The 17,461-nt window shown below is 41.3% G+C and carries 22 protein-coding genes; 14 read left to right on the top strand and 8 right to left on the bottom strand.

Annotation, left to right across the window (positions count from 1 at the left end):
- Window positions 1-341 precede the first annotated feature (341 nt).
- The 8 genes from EYS08_RS26585 to EYS08_RS25630 all read left to right on the top strand — a co-directional run bounded on the left by EYS08_RS26585 (window position 342) and on the right by EYS08_RS25630 (window position 6,048).
- On the top strand, window positions 342-515 hold the full coding sequence (locus EYS08_RS26585; protein ID WP_131028500.1) for a transposase: 174 nt from the start codon (window positions 342-344) through the stop codon (window positions 513-515).
- Between the two features lie 291 nt (window positions 516-806).
- Window positions 807-1,832 carry a sensor histidine kinase gene (locus EYS08_RS03705; protein ID WP_165456363.1) on the top strand — a complete coding sequence of 342 codons (1,026 nt, stop codon included), beginning with the start codon at window positions 807-809 and terminating at the stop codon, window positions 1,830-1,832.
- Window positions 1,829-2,584, top strand: a complete 756-nt coding sequence (locus EYS08_RS03700) for a LytR/AlgR family response regulator transcription factor (protein WP_131028499.1) — start codon at window positions 1,829-1,831, stop codon at window positions 2,582-2,584. The genes EYS08_RS03705 and EYS08_RS03700 overlap by 4 nt, the downstream gene beginning before the upstream one ends.
- Before the next feature lie 138 nt (window positions 2,585-2,722).
- Entirely contained in the window at window positions 2,723-3,337 is a 615-nt protein-coding gene (locus EYS08_RS03695; RefSeq protein ID WP_131028498.1) for a porin family protein, read from the top strand.
- A gap of 120 nt (window positions 3,338-3,457) precedes the next feature.
- Entirely contained in the window at window positions 3,458-3,748 is a 291-nt protein-coding gene (locus EYS08_RS03690) for a hypothetical protein (RefSeq protein WP_131028497.1), read from the top strand.
- 187 nt (window positions 3,749-3,935) lie between these two features.
- Window positions 3,936-4,853, top strand: coding sequence for a DUF6268 family outer membrane beta-barrel protein (locus tag EYS08_RS03685; RefSeq protein WP_131028496.1), 918 nt, complete (start codon window positions 3,936-3,938; stop codon window positions 4,851-4,853).
- A gap of 3 nt (window positions 4,854-4,856) precedes the next feature.
- Window positions 4,857-5,732, top strand: a complete 876-nt coding sequence (locus EYS08_RS03680) for a lysophospholipid acyltransferase family protein (RefSeq protein WP_131028495.1) — start codon at window positions 4,857-4,859, stop codon at window positions 5,730-5,732.
- Between the two features lie 139 nt (window positions 5,733-5,871).
- Window positions 5,872-6,048, top strand: a complete 177-nt coding sequence (locus tag EYS08_RS25630) for a hypothetical protein (RefSeq protein WP_165456362.1) — start codon at window positions 5,872-5,874, stop codon at window positions 6,046-6,048.
- 620 nt (window positions 6,049-6,668) lie between these two features.
- Here the strand turns inward: EYS08_RS25630 and EYS08_RS03675 are convergent.
- Together EYS08_RS03675 and EYS08_RS03670 are read right to left on the bottom strand one after the other, a co-directional pair.
- On the bottom strand, window positions 6,669-6,923 hold the full coding sequence (locus tag EYS08_RS03675; protein WP_131028494.1) for a nuclear transport factor 2-like protein: 255 nt from the start codon (window positions 6,921-6,923) through the stop codon (window positions 6,669-6,671).
- Window positions 6,924-6,954: 31 nt separating this feature from the next.
- Window positions 6,955-7,551, bottom strand: a complete 597-nt coding sequence (locus EYS08_RS03670) for a short chain dehydrogenase (protein ID WP_131028493.1) — start codon at window positions 7,549-7,551, stop codon at window positions 6,955-6,957.
- Window positions 7,552-7,650: 99 nt separating this feature from the next.
- Here EYS08_RS03670 and EYS08_RS03665 point away from each other — a divergent pair, with 99 nt between their 5' ends.
- The gene (locus tag EYS08_RS03665; protein ID WP_131028492.1) at window positions 7,651-7,995 is read left to right on the top strand and encodes a winged helix-turn-helix transcriptional regulator; all 345 of its coding nucleotides are present in this window, start codon (window positions 7,651-7,653) and stop codon (window positions 7,993-7,995) included.
- 103 nt (window positions 7,996-8,098) lie between these two features.
- Here EYS08_RS03665 and EYS08_RS03660 read toward each other — a convergent pair whose 3' ends face one another.
- Entirely contained in the window at window positions 8,099-8,986 is an 888-nt protein-coding gene (locus tag EYS08_RS03660; protein ID WP_131028491.1) for an NmrA family NAD(P)-binding protein, read from the bottom strand.
- A gap of 70 nt (window positions 8,987-9,056) precedes the next feature.
- Between EYS08_RS03660 and EYS08_RS03655 the strand changes: the two genes are divergently transcribed.
- Window positions 9,057-9,446, top strand: a complete 390-nt coding sequence (locus tag EYS08_RS03655) for a winged helix-turn-helix transcriptional regulator (RefSeq protein WP_244215844.1) — start codon at window positions 9,057-9,059, stop codon at window positions 9,444-9,446.
- A gap of 105 nt (window positions 9,447-9,551) precedes the next feature.
- On the opposite strand, the gene EYS08_RS03650 is transcribed toward EYS08_RS03655, so the two are convergent.
- The gene (locus EYS08_RS03650; RefSeq protein WP_131028490.1) at window positions 9,552-11,066 is read right to left on the bottom strand and encodes an aminotransferase-like domain-containing protein; all 1,515 of its coding nucleotides are present in this window, start codon (window positions 11,064-11,066) and stop codon (window positions 9,552-9,554) included.
- A gap of 46 nt (window positions 11,067-11,112) precedes the next feature.
- On the opposite strand from EYS08_RS03650, the gene EYS08_RS03645 reads away from it, so the two are divergent.
- The gene (locus EYS08_RS03645) at window positions 11,113-12,018 is read left to right on the top strand and encodes an EamA family transporter (RefSeq protein WP_131028489.1); all 906 of its coding nucleotides are present in this window, start codon (window positions 11,113-11,115) and stop codon (window positions 12,016-12,018) included.
- 174 nt (window positions 12,019-12,192) lie between these two features.
- On the opposite strand, the gene EYS08_RS03640 is transcribed toward EYS08_RS03645, so the two are convergent.
- The 3 genes from EYS08_RS03640 to EYS08_RS03630 are packed head-to-tail and all read right to left on the bottom strand — an operon-like array spanning window position 12,193 to window position 15,046.
- On the bottom strand, window positions 12,193-12,612 hold the full coding sequence (locus tag EYS08_RS03640) for a RidA family protein (RefSeq protein WP_165456361.1): 420 nt from the start codon (window positions 12,610-12,612) through the stop codon (window positions 12,193-12,195).
- A gap of 10 nt (window positions 12,613-12,622) precedes the next feature.
- Entirely contained in the window at window positions 12,623-14,041 is a 1,419-nt protein-coding gene (locus EYS08_RS03635) for a M28 family peptidase (RefSeq protein ID WP_131028487.1), read from the bottom strand.
- A 27-nt stretch (window positions 14,042-14,068) separates the two neighbouring features.
- Window positions 14,069-15,046 (bottom strand): MBL fold metallo-hydrolase, encoded by a 978-nt coding sequence (locus EYS08_RS03630; protein ID WP_131028486.1) that lies wholly within the window; start codon window positions 15,044-15,046, stop codon window positions 14,069-14,071.
- Between the two features lie 145 nt (window positions 15,047-15,191).
- Between EYS08_RS03630 and EYS08_RS03625 the strand changes: the two genes are divergently transcribed.
- The gene (locus tag EYS08_RS03625) at window positions 15,192-15,551 is read left to right on the top strand and encodes a winged helix-turn-helix transcriptional regulator (RefSeq protein WP_131028485.1); all 360 of its coding nucleotides are present in this window, start codon (window positions 15,192-15,194) and stop codon (window positions 15,549-15,551) included.
- A 77-nt stretch (window positions 15,552-15,628) separates the two neighbouring features.
- Here EYS08_RS03625 and EYS08_RS03620 read toward each other — a convergent pair whose 3' ends face one another.
- Window positions 15,629-16,279: a TetR/AcrR family transcriptional regulator gene (locus EYS08_RS03620; protein ID WP_208745779.1), complete on the bottom strand. Its 651-nt coding sequence runs from the start codon at window positions 16,277-16,279 to the stop codon at window positions 15,629-15,631.
- A 38-nt stretch (window positions 16,280-16,317) separates the two neighbouring features.
- Between EYS08_RS03620 and EYS08_RS03615 the strand changes: the two genes are divergently transcribed.
- The gene (locus EYS08_RS03615; RefSeq protein WP_131028484.1) at window positions 16,318-16,797 is read left to right on the top strand and encodes a pyridoxamine 5'-phosphate oxidase family protein; all 480 of its coding nucleotides are present in this window, start codon (window positions 16,318-16,320) and stop codon (window positions 16,795-16,797) included.
- A 204-nt stretch (window positions 16,798-17,001) separates the two neighbouring features.
- Window positions 17,002-17,448 (top strand): carboxypeptidase-like regulatory domain-containing protein, encoded by a 447-nt coding sequence (locus EYS08_RS03610; RefSeq protein WP_131028483.1) that lies wholly within the window; start codon window positions 17,002-17,004, stop codon window positions 17,446-17,448.
- Window positions 17,449-17,461: the final 13 nt, after the last annotated feature.

The raw sequence follows: 17,461 nt of genomic DNA, 5'->3' as shown, positions 1-17,461 counted from the left end.
TGGTTAAAAGATCTGCTATAGCCTGATCAAGCCTTAAACGTAACCTTAGTATTAATTGAATTCTTCTTCATAAGACCGACATCAACAAAGCAGAATAGGGCTTTAAACAAACTGACCTGTACCGTGAGCAACTGGGTTATCCCTGCCTCAATACTATCAGCATTCAAATCATGTCGTTGACATTTATCAAGTATCGATTTTGACAATTGTCATGATTCCTCCATGACTACATCTATAGCTTTGATAATGATACAGGCACCAGTTTACTTAAACCTGAAAGTTGTGCCAATCCTGCACTTAATTAAACATTTTAAACTACTTAACCATGGCTAAAATTCTAAATGTTATCTCAAGCCCGCGAGGAGAAGCCTCAAACAAATAATGCAGTGATAACCAATATAAGTAATGGGCAGGTTGAAGGGCAGGTCAATCGTATTAAAACAATTAAAAGAAAGATGTACGGCAAGGCAGGGTTTCAGCTGCTAAGGAAAATGGTACTTGCAAAATCAGCATAATTCACCAAAAGTGACGGAGAACCACTTTTAGCGAAATCCCCAGTTTGCCTTCCAAAACGCAACGCAAGAATGGATTTACGTCGTTGAGATAACGCCTAAGAACTTACCAAGTCCGTCAACAGCTTGGAGGCTACTTTGCAGCGAAACAGAGGCTGCCTATTCACCGAAATACCCCCCCAATATACCGGCTGGTTACAAACAACACTAAATTCATCCTTTAAAAAATGAAGTTCATCAGAAAAGCAGAAGGCTTTTAAATAAAATCTTACCCGGAAGCTTTAACTTTGAAAGATGGCCAGAATAAAAAAGACCGATATAAAGCGATTTCTTATCTTTTTCATCTCCACGCTGATCTATGCTTTATGCCAGATGTTATTCAGCATCATCCTCATGAAAGAAGATTTATGGCGTAATTTCCATATCCAGTTATCGGCCCATTATGTCGTGATCTTTACCATGTGCATAGCCGACTACGGTTTGCTATTGTTCTTGAACAAACATTTGCCCTATTCCAAAAATATACTTTATCGCGTTGTGGCAGACATTGCAGGGATAACCTTAATATGCCTGGGGCTGCTATGGATGTTCAATTACATCATATACAACGTACTGCTGATACCCGAAGAGGGACTACCTCCTTTTTCGGTAAAGTTCGCATTTGCTATGGCGGCAAATATCCCCATACTCCTGGTATTCGAGCTGATCTATTATTTCCAGTCTGAACAGAAAGCGATAGCAAATTCCGAAATAGCGAAACGTAAGGTGCTGTTATTCCAGCACGAGACATTGAGGTCTCAGATAAATCCGCATTTCCTGTTTAACTCACTAAATGTACTGTCTTCTCTGATCTATGTAAATCCAGACAATGCCAACAAGTTTACAAAGGCCCTCTCCAAAACCTACCGTTATGTACTTTCCCTCACCCAGCAACCGGTCGTTTCCGTTGCGGAGGAACTGGACGCCTTGGACTCGTATATCTTCCTGATGAGGATGAGGTTTGAAAACTCGTTTACCTTTACCGTGGATAAATTGGCGGATCATGAAAACAGCAGGATCATCCCCCTTACGTTGCAACTGCTAATAGAAAACGCATTCAAACACAATATCGCAACCGAAGCTTACGTACTGAACATAAAGATTACTATAGACAGCGAATACATTACCGTCGAGAATAACTTCCAGCCATCAATAGATGCTGAAAAGGGTGGAATCGGACTAAAATATATTGCCGAGCAATATAAGGTACATGCCCAAGAGATGCTCATTGAGCATACCCAGCAACAGTTTATTGTAAAAATCCCCTATATACAGCCATGAGATACCTGATCGTAGAAGATGAGCGGTTCGCATACGAAGAACTAAAACGCATGATGATCAAATTGCGTCCCAATTATATGCTGGAGAGCCATACCAAAACGGTTATTGATACCATCAGGTTCCTGAAAGTATTTACCGTTGAACTGATCCTGATGGATATCCGTCTGGCGGACGGCAACTGCTTTGAGATATTCAACCAGGTTGAGGTTGGCACGCCCGTGATATTCACTACAGCGTACGATGAACACGCCATCAAAGCGTTCAAACTGAACAGCATCGACTACCTCCTGAAACCATTCGACGAGAAAGAGTTGGAGGGCGCATTGGCAAAATTCGAAAATATCTTCCATAGCTCCTCTTATAGGTCAGACCCCAGGAATCTTGAGCAGATGCTGTCTGTAAGAACCAAGAACCGTTTTCTGATATCAAAAGGGGAAAACTACCATTACATTGAAACGACCGACATCGCCCATTTCTATAGCGAAGAGGGGGTCGTTTTCCTCCACACATTCGGCGATAATCGGCATATCATCAACTATACGCTGGATCAACTGGAGCAACAGCTCGATAATCGTCTGTTTTTCCGGGTATCGCGCAATTGTATCGGAAATGTAAAAGCCGTTGAAAATGTGGCCAGGTATTTCAACAGCCGCCTGAAACTTTCCTTTCAGCCCGCATGCCCGCATGAGGTTCTGGTAAGCCGTGTTCGTGTACCGGAATTTCTGAAATGGATGGACGGAATAGTAGAATAGCGTGATGCGAAAAACTCCATCCCTTAAATACTGCATCTCATTTGGTAAATTCTAAACCCCATCACGTTATGGTTTCGTAACCGCTCCCTTCATCGTTCTTTTGTTCAAAATTTAATAACAACATAAAATTTTATAACAATGAAAAAGAACGTATTAGCATTTGTTTGCGTTTTAGGAGCAACGATCTTCATCACAGAATTGTCAGCACAGGAAAAGCCCGTGTCTGTAAAGTTCAAGGCCAGAGCAGGCCTGTTCAACTACCGCCTGGGAGGTGACATGAAGGGCTTCAAAAGCAAAATCGGCATAGGCGGAACGGTGGGTGCTACCGTCAAATATGAAGTTAGTTCTAACTTCGCTCTGCAATCCGGCCTCGATGTCTATTACAATACCTCAAAGCTTGAGGCAAAAAACGGAGGATCATCCGCTAAAATAAAGACTTTAGGGCTGGAGATACCACTTTATGCTATCCTTCAGAAAGAAGTCGGTGCAGGAAAGGCCTTTATCGGAGCGGGCGCTTACCTCGGCTATGGGATCGGAGCAAAAGCGGATGGCGTGAACCTGTACGAGGAGAATTCGGGAAGCCTCGCCATGAACCGTTTCGATTATGGGCTCGGAGGCATTACCGGTTATGACTTTGATACAAACTGGCAGATCAATGCGGCTTATCGCTTTGGTCTTAGGGACCTCCATAAGGCCAGAGAAGGATCCATGAAAAACAATGGAGCAACTATCGGGATAGCCTATAAATTCTAAACATCACGAGACCAAAAAAAGCTAATGTACCGGAGTTCATCCTACAAAGAATGGTTATCCGAATTTCGGTACGTTTTAGTTTGCTGATGTTTTCTACCACAAAGTTTAAAAAATATGAATATGAGAAAATTTTTTTTAGCAATCCTGACCTGTGTCATGGTCGCATGTTCTGCAAGCAAAAGCCTGACAGACATGGACAATGGTATAAAGAAAATCAGTATCGGTATGTCCAAGAAAAAAGTGATTTCGATATTGGGGAATGATTACGAAGTGATTTCTTCCAAAGAGCGAACCTCTACCTTGGGATATAAAAGCCCGAACCATGGTATATACCGGCTTGTCTTTGTCGATGACAGGCTAAATGAATGGAGTAAGGATCGCCCAGGTTATTACAGGCAACATAGAAATTGATAAACCACGCCGCAAATCGGTGCACAACTTTGGAATCGGAACGGCCCGCGGATTTATTTGAACTCTTCCAGGCTACATTTCATGCCTTCTATAATGAAGTTCACAAGATGTTCCTTTCTATTCCTAGCCATAAACTATTCTTTTGTCTGAGATAAGTGAATAATCGCAAATACAAATTTATAATCACATGAAGTTACAATCATTAATCTTAATAGCGTTAGTGACATCGGTATATATGGAAGGCCGAGCACAGGAAGTATCACTCAGAACAGAGTACCTTGGAAACTCGGGCTACTATTACCTGCCTCCGGGCGAGAAGCCAAGGGAAAAAATCGGTGATGCAAAAGGCTCCGCCATGGTGTACCAGGCTGGGTTCAGTATGCCGTTATCGATGAAATTAAATGAGAACAATCGCCCGACTGCCTGGGGAATCGGTTTTGGCGGAGCATACGTTTCGTTAAAAAACCAACATTTCGCTGAGGATATGGTGTCCGAAATCATGAATCTGCAGCTGGGTGTTTACCATTTGCGTCCTTTGAATGAAAGATGGTCGGTGCGCGCAAGTTTGGGGATAGGCGTATTTACGCCCTCCACCGATTTTTCCAAAATCAGTTTCAAAAATGTACTGGCAAGCGGAAGTGTGGTTTTTATCCGCCACCTTAAGCCGAATCTTTCCATTGGAGGAGGACTGGCCATAAATAGCTCTTTGGGCTATCCCATGGTATTTCCCGCTGTTTATGTGAAGTGGAAGTCGGAAGGGAAATTCGACATCAATGTTGAGCTCATTGAAGGACTGGATGTCTCCGCGGGATATGATTTTAATGAGCGCTTCAAACTATCGTACGCCCTTGAAATGAATGGACAGGTTGCTTTACTCAAAAAGGAAGGTAAGGATGTCATATTTTCCCACCAGTATATCGTAACGGGATTCCGTCCCGAAGTAAAGCTTCGTACCGGGATGTCTCTGACTGGAATGGCAGGACTGAACCTGTACCGCCCTGCAGCGTACAGTGACAGGACGCTAAAAGGGGTGTTTGCAGGAGACAATGACTATCATTTTTCTGTCTCGCCATACGCATCAGTTGGTCTAAAGATGAAGTTTTAAGTCATGAAGCTGAAGCAGACTATACAGACTTTGGTATACAAAGCCGCCTATGTGACTGTATATGCCCTAAGCCTGTTGCCTATGTCATTTCTGCATGCGATGGCTTCACTTACCTTTTTCGCGGCTTATTACCTTATTGGATACAGAAAGGAAGTCGTCATTCAGAATATTGCACGTTCCTTTCCAGAGAAGAGGTATGGCGAAGTCCAGGCCATTGTAAAAAAGTTCTATTCCTGCTTTACAGCCTATTTTGCCGAAATCATAAAAAGTGTATCCGCTCCAGCGGAGCTCCTTGATAAAAAAATAACCTTTAAGAATCTGGAACTGGTAGACTACTATATAAAATCCGGAAGGGATGTTATTGCCTGCCTGGGGCATTGTGGAAACTGGGAAATGCTGAATTTTATGCCATACAAGATTCCGCATAAGGTATACGCGATTTACAAACCGCTTCGTTCAGCGGCGATGAACAAGCTGATGGTTAGGGTTCGATCTCGTTTTGGCATGGAGTTAATACCAGATAGCGCAGTTGTACGCCATGTACTGGCTAAGAAATCACCTCCTGCCTTATATCTTTTTCTCGCTGACCAATGTCCAGCAACAAAGGAGGAGAAATACAGGTTTACCTTATTACATCAGGACACTTATGTTTTTTCAGGCATGGAAAAGCTGGCCCGGGCGGATCGCGCGGCAGTTGTATACCTGCACATCACCCAAATATCGAAAGGAAGCTACAACTTGGCCTGTATGCCGGTGTGTGCTGATGCGGGTGCCTTTACCGAGGGTGAAATCACCCAAAAGTACGTTGATCTGTTGGCTGAAAACATTCGGGAAGAACCATACGGATGGTTGTGGACACATAAACGATGGAAAAAATAAGATGATGGTTTACATGCTCTCGATGGTATTAATGGCCTTCATCATAATAGGATGCTGCATAGGCCTATATACTCTTATTAAAGTCCTTTTTGAGGATTGATTGGACAATATAAAGACGAAACTTAAGATACATGTGTTGATGAAATATCTATTGATTGGAGAAAATGACAAAAATGCGCAGGAGCTGCTTGATCGTATTGCAGCGTTCTTATGGGATAATGGAAATGTGATATATATATACGCAGTCATTTTCAAACGCAGACTGGTTACCGGAATATGGTGCAATGTTGCGAATGTTTCGTTGTCTATCACTTAGGGAGTATCCGGCAGCATCATACTTTTTTGGCAAAAACAGGCATTGTTTCAGAGGGTTTCGAAGTCGGAAAAAGCTTCGTCAGAAAAATCATACTAGTTGTCTCCATCAATGGTGTCTATTGCAATGCCATTCTCCTATCCGCACAAAATTCTTCGTTTTGAAGGATTATGTCAAAATGAATTAACACGATTCTCCGCTGGTGCAGAAAATTTAATCTCTTTTCAAAAGTGTACGGTCCTATTTTTTTTGTCTTCACGATTATATTCATATCCCCTTGAATCATTCCATAAAGCCACTTTTGTGCCGCTAGGCGCCCTGGATTTTCAGGCAGCAAATAATTAACAGCAAGACTATAATTTCAGTCTCGCTGTGGTTTTAAGCCATCATTTTAACCCTAAATTACCATGCGTCACAAATTCACACAAAGTTTAAAAGCCCTTTGTAAACACTTTTGATAAATAACAAAAGTCAAGACTTGAAAAGGATCTTTTAGTCTTAACAAGCGGTACCGCCCAGACTTCAGTTCTGGGCGGTAACCTTACTTTAGCATCATACTCCCCAAATTCAGGGTCTACCAGCATCCAAAAAGCTGATCTTTCCATTCGATGTTTCGAAGTGCATCAACACTTCCACTTTTCCTCCAGCGTAGCAAATACGGTTTTACCTGCATTTTCAGCTTTATGAATTTCTGTAAATTTGGCACTGGTTTCGCCGAAAAATAACTGGTCCGAAAATGCGATGATATCAGCCTTTTCCCCGTTGTGAATGAATATTATGTCGTCTGACACGAGTTCAATAAGTGTTTCTTTTCTGCCGCTGTTCCAGGCGATGAATGCGGCTTTTACCACATCGTCAACTATTTGATCATAATCCATATTTATTCCATTTTAGGTAGGCCCCGTTATTTTAAAATACTTTGTAAACCTGCCCAGTTTGTCCTCCCAGTGCACTTTTAACATAAGCCTGGGTAACGCGGTACATGGTAACCGGGATCTGACCCGGGAAATAAGGGAAATATGCCGGTGATTCTTCCACCACACCAGGTGCAACTGCGTTTATTCTTACACCATTTTCTAATTCGATCGCAGCCCCCGTTACAAAGCCATTGATAGCCCCGTTTAACGTGCTGAGGTTCGCTCCCAATATCACAGGGTCTTCCGCTAGTGAACCGGAGGTTAGCGTAAAGGATCCTTTAGGATTAACGTAGTGCTGACCTATCAAGACCAGATTGACTTGTCCCATCAACTTATTGTTAACGCCGGTGCGGAAGTCAGCATCCTTCATGCTGGCTAAAGGACCGAAGTGACCGTCGCCGCTAATACAAACCAGGGCATCAAACTTCCCGGCTGCCTTATAAAAATTTTCGATCGATTCAACCGACGAAATATCTACCTGCAGATCGCCGCTTTTTGAGCCGGCCTTCAAAACTTCATGTTCCTTCTCCAGTGCAGCAGTAACATGTTTTCCAATTGTGCCTGTGGCACCGATAATAATAATCTTCATAACTTTTTTTCTACAATTTTAATTCATTATTATACTTTTGTCAAGTAATGGCACATTTGTCAAGTAGTGACACTTTTGTCACGTTAATTCATAATCAATATGTTAACAGAAAAAATAGTTGAAAAAAAGGTAAACACCGTTTGCGACTGCCCGATAACCGCATCGATTAGTATCGTTGGCGGCAAGTGGAAACCTATCATCATATGGATACTGATAGATGGCCCTAAACGCTTTGGCGAACTTCACAAGACCATCCCAGGCATCGCCTTAAAAGTGTTATCAAGGCATTTGAAAGAATTGGAAGCTGACGGCATTATTACACGAAAGGTTTATGCACAGATTCCCCCCAAAGTCGAATACACGCTTACTGAAAAAGGAAGATCACTCAACGATGTCATGGAATTGCTGGCGGAATGGGGAAGAAAGAACATCTTAAATGCCTGAAGCGAAGATGCCTTCCAACGAGAGCCAATATTTCTCTTGAATGCACACAATCTATCTGTTCTCTGATAGCGCCTATGTCAATCAGGGTTGTGTCTTATTATATTTACGATTGATTGTCTACGGAACGTAATTCCTTTATTTTTTTAATTCCTATTTCATCTATCCACTGTTCAAAGTCTGTCAGCTTTGGCATCCAGGAAGATATAAATTTGTAATCGATGGGGTCGTAACCTTCTTTGTCGATCATTTCAACCAATTTGGCAAAGGTTTCACTTTGTTGATAAAGTACTTCTAACGGCACTTGTTCGAATTCGATTGATTGGTCCAACTTCTCTTGCAATAGTTTTAAAACTTGTTTAGGTGTAAATAATTTACCTCCAAAATCAACCGTTTTTCCGTTGAACGCTTTATAATTCTGAAATATTATTCGCGCAAAGGTTCCAATATCATTGGCAGTAACCCAAGAGATTGCCCTTTCTTCAGGTAGGGAGTTGATAAACTTGCCTTCTGCTAATCCGAAACTGGGTAAAAGTAGATTTTCCATAAAAGAAGCAGGTCTTATTACTGCCCCTTGTAAATCACTTTTTAACAAGTATTTTTCGATCGTAAACTTAAATTTTGGCCTAAATATATGCTGCTTATCTGATCCAAGGACCGATGAATAAAGGACAAATTTAACGCCTTGTTCTTCTGCTAATTTGATTGTTCGTATGCCAATTTCTGCTTCTTTCTCATCCGATTCTTTGCTGGAAACCCATACAGGAGGGAGGACTAAATAAAGCCCGTCGACTTTTTTAAATATTTCTTTTAAATCTTCAATGCCTTCTAAATCGCCTTTTACTAAAGTTGCCCCTGCTTTTTTTAGATTGACGGCTTCTGAAGATTGAGGATTTCTGGTAAGTGCAAATACCTCAAAATCGTTTTTTAGCAATTCATATGCTGCGGCACTGCCTTGCTTTCCGGTTGCACTTGTGACTAATATTTTTTTCATTTTAACATTGTTTTAAGCAAAGTTAGTTTCCTTATGTAGTAAATTTGTGTTTACTAACCTTAAGGAAAGTATGATGGATAAGAAGATAAAACCTTGTATAGAAAATGAAAAAATCTTAAAACAAAGATTTTTAGCATTGAGAGACACCTTAGATTTATTGAGTGGAAAATGGCGTTTCTGTATTCTTTTAAACCTGCATTATTATGAAAAATTACGGTTTAAAGATTTCTTTGAGGTATCTGAAGGCATCTCCCCGAAAGTACTAAGTTCTGAGCTTACCATGTTGGAAGCTCATCAGCTTATCCAAAAAAATATTGAATATACATCCACACAAGACATAACTTACTATGTCTTAACCAAGCACGCTCAAGAAATCTGGACCGTCCTGAATACGCTAATTGAATTTGGACTATCCAATCGTAAAGAAGTGATCAAATCACTACATTACGATAAAAATTAATTTGACTCAAGAATTCGAATTTTTTTCCGGTTTCCACAGAGAGTTAAATCATCGAATTTGATTAGGATCCAAACTATCACATCAAGCTACAAAGCAACATCGAAATCACAAACAGCGTACAATTATACCTGTAATGTTATCAATCTCTGTCTCGTTTATGGAAGCAAAACCAAACCTGAGAGCGTTATATCTCGCATTGAAATTGTCAAATATTTGACCGTCGTTAATAAATAAACCCATTTTCGAAGCTTTCAATGATATGTTTTTTAACGGATATTCATTATTGAATATCGTCCAAAGTGCTAACCCGCCTTCAGGCTTGGCAAAAGAAACAACGTCCTTTAATTTTTCATCCAGTGAAGCGCATAAATAGTCTCTTCTATGCCCGAAAATCTTATTAACCTTTTTTAAATGCCTTCCCAGGTCTCCACTTTCTATGAGCGCTGCAAGCGAATCTTCCATGATATTATCTCCTTTTAACTCTATTATCTTTCTTAAATAGATGGCCTGCTCAATGAAATCTGAGGCTGCAACCATAAACCCGATTCTGATGGAAGTAGAAAGCGATTTCGAAAAAGAACCAACATAAATCACCCTGTCAGGATGAATGCTAGCCAATGGCAAATAGGGAGATGAATCATATTGAAATCCATAGTCATAGTCATCTTCAATAATAGAAAAATCGTATTGTTCAGCTATATTCAATATCGAAGAACGTCGTTCCGGGCTTAAGGTAACAGTAGTGGGGTAATGATGATGTGGGATGAGATACAAAGCGCTGATGGTATATTTCTCACAGGCATCTCTGATAAGTTCATCATCTATTCCGTCACGATCTGCCGGTATGCGGATAATATTTGCGCCAAGGTATTCAAACACATAATTAGCTACATGGTATCCGGGTTCACCTACAATGATGTAGCTCCCGCGTTGAAGCAGTAAGCTGGCAGCTATGTAAATGCTCATCTGAGCACCATGTGTAATAAGTATGTTTGGTAAATCCGCCTGTATGCCTCTTGTTTGCGCAAGATAGCTTGTCATTGTTTCCCTTAGTTTTAATGAACCGGGAGCTAACGTAATTGCTGGCTTTTTACTAACATGCTGCTGTTTTAAACGCCGCAGGTACTCTCTGTTTAGCAGGTGCATCGGTGCCAGCCTGGAATCCGGATGACCGTCATCAATGATGAGGCTTGGATTAAGCGCAAAAGAATGTGGATGAAATTCTTTGGTCGTTTCGATTTTAAGAAACGTACTTTTCAGTTTGCTACCGGATACATAGCCATTTGCAGGGACTCCCCATTGTTTTATACCGCCCTTAGGCAATTCCCTGGCTATGTAATGTCCATGTTTAGCCACAGCAACCAACCATCCCTGCGCAATAAGCTCGCTATAAGCGGCAATAACCGTTTTACGGTGAATCTTTGCCATGCCAGCCATAGACCTTGTTCCTGGCATCTGGTCTCCTTTTTGAATTACGCCGTCTTTAATAAGCTTTATTACCCCATCAACAACCTGCATGTAAGCCGGACGGGATAACATTTTATCGATTACAATCAGCGTTTCAAACGGAAGCATGTGGACTACTGTGTTTTTGGTTTCTGGACGCCAAAGATAGTCCATTAAACCTATAGTTTTGGATTAATAAATCAGTTGTTTAGACAGGCATATGGATAATAATAATATTTCGAAAAATTTTAAGCATTATTTAGCTGCGATAGTAGCTTTTTCAATTTGGGGATTTTTTAGCCTGGTGTTAAAGCCTTTACATGCTTATGCGCCGTTAGATATCCTCTTTTATCGCGTTTTTAGCTGCGCTGTAGTTATGTCAATGATTTCACTGCTTTTTAAAAGGAAAAGTCTCTTAGCTAATTTGCGGCTGCTGAAATCTTTGCCGAAAAAGAAACGATTGACAATTATTGGCCTAAACGTTACCGGCAGCGTCTTTTTGACTGTCAATTGGTTTTCTTTCATTTATGTGATGAACCATGTCAGTGTACGCGCTACCTCTGTAGCCTATTTAGTCTGCCCCATTTTAACAACATTACTGGCCTTTTTCCTTTTGTCGGAGCGATTGAACCGATTACAATGGTTCTCTGTAGTGCTAAGCGGTTCCGGATGCTTATTGCTTTCATATACCAGCATAAGCGATATGTTTTTTAGTACAATAGTTGGCCTTAGCTATGCTGTTTATATTATCAGTCAAAACAAAAATTCCGGATTAGATAAATTTCTGGTACTTAATTTTCACATACTTTTATCGGCTGTTTTATTAGGATTTTTTTACCCCGCATTCTCCGGCCCGATTCCCTCAGATTTTAAATTTTACTTTTATGTAGAGATCATTGCGGTCATCTATACAATCGTCCCCTTGTTTTTAAATCTATACGCCCTTAGCCGGATCAGTTCTTCAAAAGTGGCAATGATATTGAACATCAATCCAATAATCGCGTTTATTTTAGCGGGAGTGGTCTATCACGAACCATTAGGTCTTCTGCAGGTATTTGCATACGCATTGGTGTTTGCAGCCGTAATCATTTTTAACATCAGTAAAACTTCAAGGTCTAAAACTTAATTAGGGTAATAACAGACTTCAGAAATATACGGAGAACTAACCAATGCGTATGCAAACGTTGCCATATTGTTCCATGTTTCTGCTCGGCGTATACCGTTCGAACGCTCTTATGAGTGCTATCTGGCGGCCCTTACGGAGAATTGATGATATGAAATTCGCTTTATTACTTAGCTGCTAAGGGGTGCTGGCGACTACAGAAATTTCAATGTTTGCATGTCGAACAAGGTCCTTTACAATCACGCAGGTTCGTGCGGGAAAAGGATCGCTGAACTGCTGCAAATAGACCTCATTGAAAACATCAAATTGTTTAGGCTTTTTTAAGTACACGGTTACCTTAACAACATTTTTAAGCGACAGGCCATTTTCGTGCAGAATCCGCTCTACATTTCCCAATGCATTCCGAACTTCATCCCTGAAAGAGTCTTTACCTTGGACAAGAGAATTCAGGCCCAGTTGACCGGAAACAAACAGGAGTCCACCCGCTTGCACCGCATCACGGAAAGGTTTTTTTGCTTTTGCGGGTTGTTGAGCAAAAGCCTGCGAGCAAAAGAGGATCAGGGTTAGTAATAATAAGGACTTTTTAACTTTTTTCATTGTTGTTTGCTTAAAATCCATGTTTACTGATTAGAGCTATAAGAGAAGCCATTGCTGCAGCACCTAGTTCAACCTCTCTTATATTTATTTTATCGTAAGTGTCAAGGGCGCTGTGGTGAATATCGAACAACCGCTGGTCATCGCAGTCCAGACTGATCAATGCTTTGGCTTGATCTTTCATTGGTGCCAGGTCGACTCCTCTATGACCTGAATGTAATTCTGCTACTTTATAAGGAATGAACAAGGGCTTCCATGCCTTCATCTTTTCCTTCACTTCCTGGCTGCCTTCTACCCTGAAGCCCCTCGGCGTAAACCCTCCGGCATCCGACTCCATGACAGCAATGTGTGTTTCTGCGGCCGACTTAGCCTCCCGAGCATACTTAAGTGCGCCATGGGCCCCTGACTCCTCGTTCATATACAAGATTGCACGGATCGATCTTTCCGGTTTTTGATCACGGTTTTTAATTAAGCGAAGAACTTCCAGCGTTTGTACAAAGCCCGTTCCGTCATCACTTGCACCCTCACTCAAATCCCAGGTGTCGATATGGCCGCCCACTGTGATAAATTCATTGGGATACACAGATCCTTTGATTTCTCCGATTACGTTGTAACTTTTAACATCGGGCAACTGTATGCAGTTCATTTCTAAGGAATAAATAAGATCAGAATTTCGTTTAAGCTCATGACTCAACACATCAGCACTCTTTGTGCTCAGTGCTGCAGCAGGGATTTTTTTCACATCAGGATCATAACTCATGGCTCCCGTATGTGGGACTTCGTCTATAGCTAAGGTCATTGACCTCACCAGGGCCCCCGCCGCGCCGCGCTTTCCTGCTTCGATGGCCCCTCTTGCGCGCTGGTCCACAACAGCAAGGTACGCCTTGAAAGTCTCGATCTCTTTAGGATCCATAGCCCTGTTGAAGAAAACAAATTTTCCCTGAACATCTTTATTTTCCAGAGCAGCTAGTTCGCCCCAGCTATTTACTTCTATTACCTGAGCGCTTAACACTCCTCCGGTACCAATAGATCCTCCCAGGGCACATACGGACATAGGGATTTTCTTTCCTGATTTGGAGATAAAAAAAGATTTCTCCTTCTTGCCCCTGATCCAATGTGGCACGGTGACCTCCTGGAGATAAACACGGTCCGGAGCGATCTCCTCCATCTTCTTCTTCCCCCATTCCACTGCCTTTTGCGCATTTGCAGATCCGGAGATTCTTGATCCGATTTTTGAGGTTAGATGATAAAGATTTGGGCCGATCTTTCCAGCGGTGAGGGCATTATCATAAATTTTCCTTATCATCAGAGAATCCGAACTTAAATCTTTTTGCGCAGAGAGTCTGCCGATAGCTCCAAAATAAATTAAGGATAGTATCAGCGCAAATTTCAAGCTTCGCCAGGGTTGATGTGTGTTGATTTGCAGTATCATGAGCTGTCTATTTGAAGATGAAAACAATTATTGGCCTACACCGGTACTGGTATAATTCACAGGAAACCAGGAATAGCCTTTTCCATTCGGGCGAATATGTCCGATCCCGGGAAATGAAAGATGATCTGCTGCAATCCAATATTTTCCTTTTGCAGCTTCAGAAAAGGCTTGTTTTCGAGCCCTGGCAGCGGCTTTGGGATCAACGTCATAGACAATCGTAACATCGGGATCTGAAAACTGGACTGCCGCAGAGTGCAGGATATCTCCCCAGAACATAATCTTTTCACCCTTACTACTTACCTGGTAGAAGCTATGTCCCGGCGTATGTCCGGGACTTGCTACCGGAAGTACTCCTGGAAAGATCTCGTTGCCATAGGTAAAAGTCTTCACTTTACCCGCCTTAATGTAGGGCATCATCTTCAGTATTGCCTGTTCGAAGTAAGGCTTCATTTCCTTAGAAGCTTTGGTATAATTCTCTGGGGTGAGCCAAAAATCATATTCCTGTTTGCTCACGTATACTGCCGCATTAGGAAATACTCTTCGATCTCCATCCATCAATCCACCGGTATGATCGGTATGGATGTGTGTAATCAGGACTGCATTAACATCCTCAGGTTTATAACCTGCTCTTGCTAAACTGGCTGGAAGGTGACCTAACGAAGGACCGTATAATTCCGAAGTTCCCGCATCTACCAAAATCAGCTTGCCGGCCAACTCAAAGAGATAAGCGTTTACAGACGCTTCAACAATAGGTTCCTGAAAATTAAGACCTGTTAGCTTTTCTACCTGTCCTGGTTTGATGTTGGTAAGTAACCTGGGAAGATCCTGGGGAATCGTTCCATCAGATAATGCAATGATATCGATATCGCCAATTTCCATGTGGTAATAGCCAGGTTGTTTCAACAATTTTGGTGTACGCTGGGCAAAGGATGTAATAAACGAACCTGATAACAAGGCAATCGTTAATAGTTTTTGAAATAATAGTTTTTTAGAATCGTGGTGCATTTTTTTTATTTTTTGTTATAGCAAAGTTATTGCTGTATGATCGGGGCTACAAGTACGCACTTCATTATTGCATAGGGTGAATTTTATCCCTATACGCCTTTATGTGCGTTTTTCTTATCTTTGATCTTAGTGATAATACAGAGACATGTACGAGCGAAAAATCCCAAAGAACCTAGACTGCGGAATGGGTATGACTATGGAAATTATTGGGGGAAAATGGAAACCCTGTCTAATCCTTAACATACACAATGGCGCCAAAAGGCCGAGTGAGCTTCAGCGGCTCAATCCACTCGCAAGTCGGAGGGTTCTTACTGTACAATTGAAAGAATTAGAAGAACACGGTATAATCAACCGAGTAGTGTACCCGGTTCTGCCACCAAAAGTGGAATACTTCCTTACAGATCTTGGTAAGTCACTGCTTCCAATGATATTATTAATGGATGAGTGGGGTGCACAATATCTATCAAAGCCGGAGGAGTTGCCTAAGCTCAAAAAAGTTATTTAGACCTGATTATTTGCGCCAGTGAACGCCGCGTTTGTTTTTCCTTGTAAGCGACAGCTAAAACATCGGCATTCTTGATATCATTCTTTAAAAACAGGTAGCAATATTTCGTCTACAAGTGTTTCAAGACGTTTACTGTCAATGCCCTGCATCCGCACTAAATTTTCAATACGGATCAAATCAAAAGGCAGCATTAATGCGACTCCGCTGGTGACCTTAATATTTTCACCTCTTGATTTAGCATTTTCTAAAATCGTTTTCATTGCTTCGACAAATTTATTAACAGCTTTAGTATGGACTTGTGGTTCTCTGCTATTGTCTTTGTCCTGCAGTCTGATATAGTAATAGTTAATTATAACTTCCGAACCGATCTCATCATAAACACTTTGGCAAATGGTAAGCAGCTGGTTTAAATCTCCACGCAAACTTCCTGTATCTTCCAACTTGTCAAGGAACTCACCGTCAAAAAGTTTTTTGGCCTTGTAAGTATAAATATCCTGTAACAAATCAAATGTTGTGGGCCACCGTCGGTATAAAACGCTCCGGCTGGTTTTTGCAGCTTCCGCTATTTGTCCAAAAGTCAGATTGGTATGCTTAACCTCATTCATCAGTTTGAAGGTAGCATCAAACAAGCTTTCCATCAACTCATCCCCACGCCTTCTTATACTTTTTTGTTCGTCCATAATATAAATTTCAAACAAATTTAAAAATAAATTAGATACAATTTGCATCTTATTAAAAAAAGCTACACATTCGCATTAGATACAAAATGTATCTAATAAAATTTATAATTATGCAAGAACCTGGTAATAAAAAGGGAGACACCTTAGATCCCCTCAGTGATTTTTTTAACAATCATCATGATAAGCTGGTATGTACGGCCAATAAACAAGGAGCACCTAATATCTCGATTATGGGCACGCCCAGAATTATGGAAAGTGGAGATATTGTATTCCATATTAGTGATCCTGTTTCGGTCACAATGGATAACATGAGGGAAAATAAAGAAGTCGTGTTTATGGCGTACGTACCAGGCGAGAGGGCAAGGAATTATCATGGTGTACGAATCCACACAGAAGTTACCGAGATCATTAGCTCCGGAGAAAAGTTCGAACTCATCAAAGAAAAAATCGGCGAACGGTATGGTAAGGATAAAGCCGACGAATTGCTCGCCTCGATAACCTGTCGTGTAAAGAAAGTTCGACCAGTAATTGACAGGGGTCAGCAATGGAACGAAACCCCTATGTAATGTTTAAGCAGATGATGATGAAAGCAACCATTTAGAAGGATCTGCAATAACAACAATGCGGTATGTATCAGATGTCGTTACGGCTTTTGAGATTTATAATCAAAGTAATATCCAATACATAGCACCATCCTTGCGTCTGATTTACATCCGTCTTCTTAAAATGTCTCGGTAGAGGCTTAATCCTTACTTATTAACAGAACGACAATGCTTAAAAATTTGCTTAATTACCTGCTAGTGATAACGCTGTTATGCATAGGCGGCAATAGCATAGCACAACAAAATCATACCGTAAGTGGTACCGTAAAAGACCGCAGGAACGGTGAATTGATGATTGGTGTGACTGTTAGAATTGAGGGAAACCTTTCGGTTGGAACAGCCAGCAATGAATATGGGTTTTATTCCCTGTCTTTACCCAAGGGAAACTACACTTTGGTCATCAGTTATATCGGCTATGATGAACAGCGTCAGCAAGTTCAATTGGACAGGAACGCTAGGATAGACTGGCTACTCGAACAGGCCACAGAAGGCAAAAATAATTTACAGGAAGTTGTGGTTTCAAGCGCAAAAAAGGATAAAAATCTTTCAAACGCTCAAATGGGTGCTCTTCAAAATCAAGAAATACCACTAAGGTGTTGCAATGGGTTCCCTTGATCCCCGCACAAAA

The organism is Pedobacter kyonggii, assembly GCF_004310665.1.
GTDB lineage: Bacteria > Bacteroidota > Bacteroidia > Sphingobacteriales > Sphingobacteriaceae > Pedobacter > Pedobacter kyonggii.
This window is presented reverse-complemented; position numbering and strand designations above follow the sequence as displayed.

What these genes read in the sequence shown, in the direction of transcription:
- EYS08_RS26585 (WP_131028500.1), top strand. Translation starts at nt 342, where the DNA reads ATGTTATCTCAAGCCCGCGAGGAGAAGCCTCAAACAAATAATGCAGTG.
- EYS08_RS03705 (WP_165456363.1), top strand. Translation starts at nt 807, where the DNA reads ATGGCCAGAATAAAAAAGACCGATATAAAGCGATTTCTTATCTTTTTC.
- EYS08_RS03700 (WP_131028499.1), top strand. Translation starts at nt 1,829, where the DNA reads ATGAGATACCTGATCGTAGAAGATGAGCGGTTCGCATACGAAGAACTA.
- EYS08_RS03695 (WP_131028498.1), top strand. Translation starts at nt 2,723, where the DNA reads ATGAAAAAGAACGTATTAGCATTTGTTTGCGTTTTAGGAGCAACGATC.
- EYS08_RS03690 (WP_131028497.1), top strand. Translation starts at nt 3,458, where the DNA reads ATGAGAAAATTTTTTTTAGCAATCCTGACCTGTGTCATGGTCGCATGT.
- EYS08_RS03685 (WP_131028496.1), top strand. Translation starts at nt 3,936, where the DNA reads ATGAAGTTACAATCATTAATCTTAATAGCGTTAGTGACATCGGTATAT.
- EYS08_RS03680 (WP_131028495.1), top strand. Translation starts at nt 4,857, where the DNA reads ATGAAGCTGAAGCAGACTATACAGACTTTGGTATACAAAGCCGCCTAT.
- EYS08_RS25630 (WP_165456362.1), top strand. Translation starts at nt 5,872, where the DNA reads ATGAAATATCTATTGATTGGAGAAAATGACAAAAATGCGCAGGAGCTG.
- EYS08_RS03675 (WP_131028494.1), bottom strand. Translation starts at nt 6,923, where the DNA reads ATGGATTATGATCAAATAGTTGACGATGTGGTAAAAGCCGCATTCATC.
- EYS08_RS03670 (WP_131028493.1), bottom strand. Translation starts at nt 7,551, where the DNA reads ATGAAGATTATTATTATCGGTGCCACAGGCACAATTGGAAAACATGTT.
- EYS08_RS03665 (WP_131028492.1), top strand. Translation starts at nt 7,651, where the DNA reads ATGTTAACAGAAAAAATAGTTGAAAAAAAGGTAAACACCGTTTGCGAC.
- EYS08_RS03660 (WP_131028491.1), bottom strand. Translation starts at nt 8,986, where the DNA reads ATGAAAAAAATATTAGTCACAAGTGCAACCGGAAAGCAAGGCAGTGCC.
- EYS08_RS03655 (WP_244215844.1), top strand. Translation starts at nt 9,057, where the DNA reads ATGATGGATAAGAAGATAAAACCTTGTATAGAAAATGAAAAAATCTTA.
- EYS08_RS03650 (WP_131028490.1), bottom strand. Translation starts at nt 11,066, where the DNA reads ATGGACTATCTTTGGCGTCCAGAAACCAAAAACACAGTAGTCCACATG.
- EYS08_RS03645 (WP_131028489.1), top strand. Translation starts at nt 11,113, where the DNA reads ATGGATAATAATAATATTTCGAAAAATTTTAAGCATTATTTAGCTGCG.
- EYS08_RS03640 (WP_165456361.1), bottom strand. Translation starts at nt 12,612, where the DNA reads ATGAAAAAAGTTAAAAAGTCCTTATTATTACTAACCCTGATCCTCTTT.
- EYS08_RS03635 (WP_131028487.1), bottom strand. Translation starts at nt 14,041, where the DNA reads ATGATACTGCAAATCAACACACATCAACCCTGGCGAAGCTTGAAATTT.
- EYS08_RS03630 (WP_131028486.1), bottom strand. Translation starts at nt 15,046, where the DNA reads ATGCACCACGATTCTAAAAAACTATTATTTCAAAAACTATTAACGATT.
- EYS08_RS03625 (WP_131028485.1), top strand. Translation starts at nt 15,192, where the DNA reads ATGTACGAGCGAAAAATCCCAAAGAACCTAGACTGCGGAATGGGTATG.
- EYS08_RS03620 (WP_208745779.1), bottom strand. Translation starts at nt 16,279, where the DNA reads ATGCAAATTGTATCTAATTTATTTTTAAATTTGTTTGAAATTTATATT.
- EYS08_RS03615 (WP_131028484.1), top strand. Translation starts at nt 16,318, where the DNA reads ATGTATCTAATAAAATTTATAATTATGCAAGAACCTGGTAATAAAAAG.
- EYS08_RS03610 (WP_131028483.1), top strand. Translation starts at nt 17,002, where the DNA reads ATGCTTAAAAATTTGCTTAATTACCTGCTAGTGATAACGCTGTTATGC.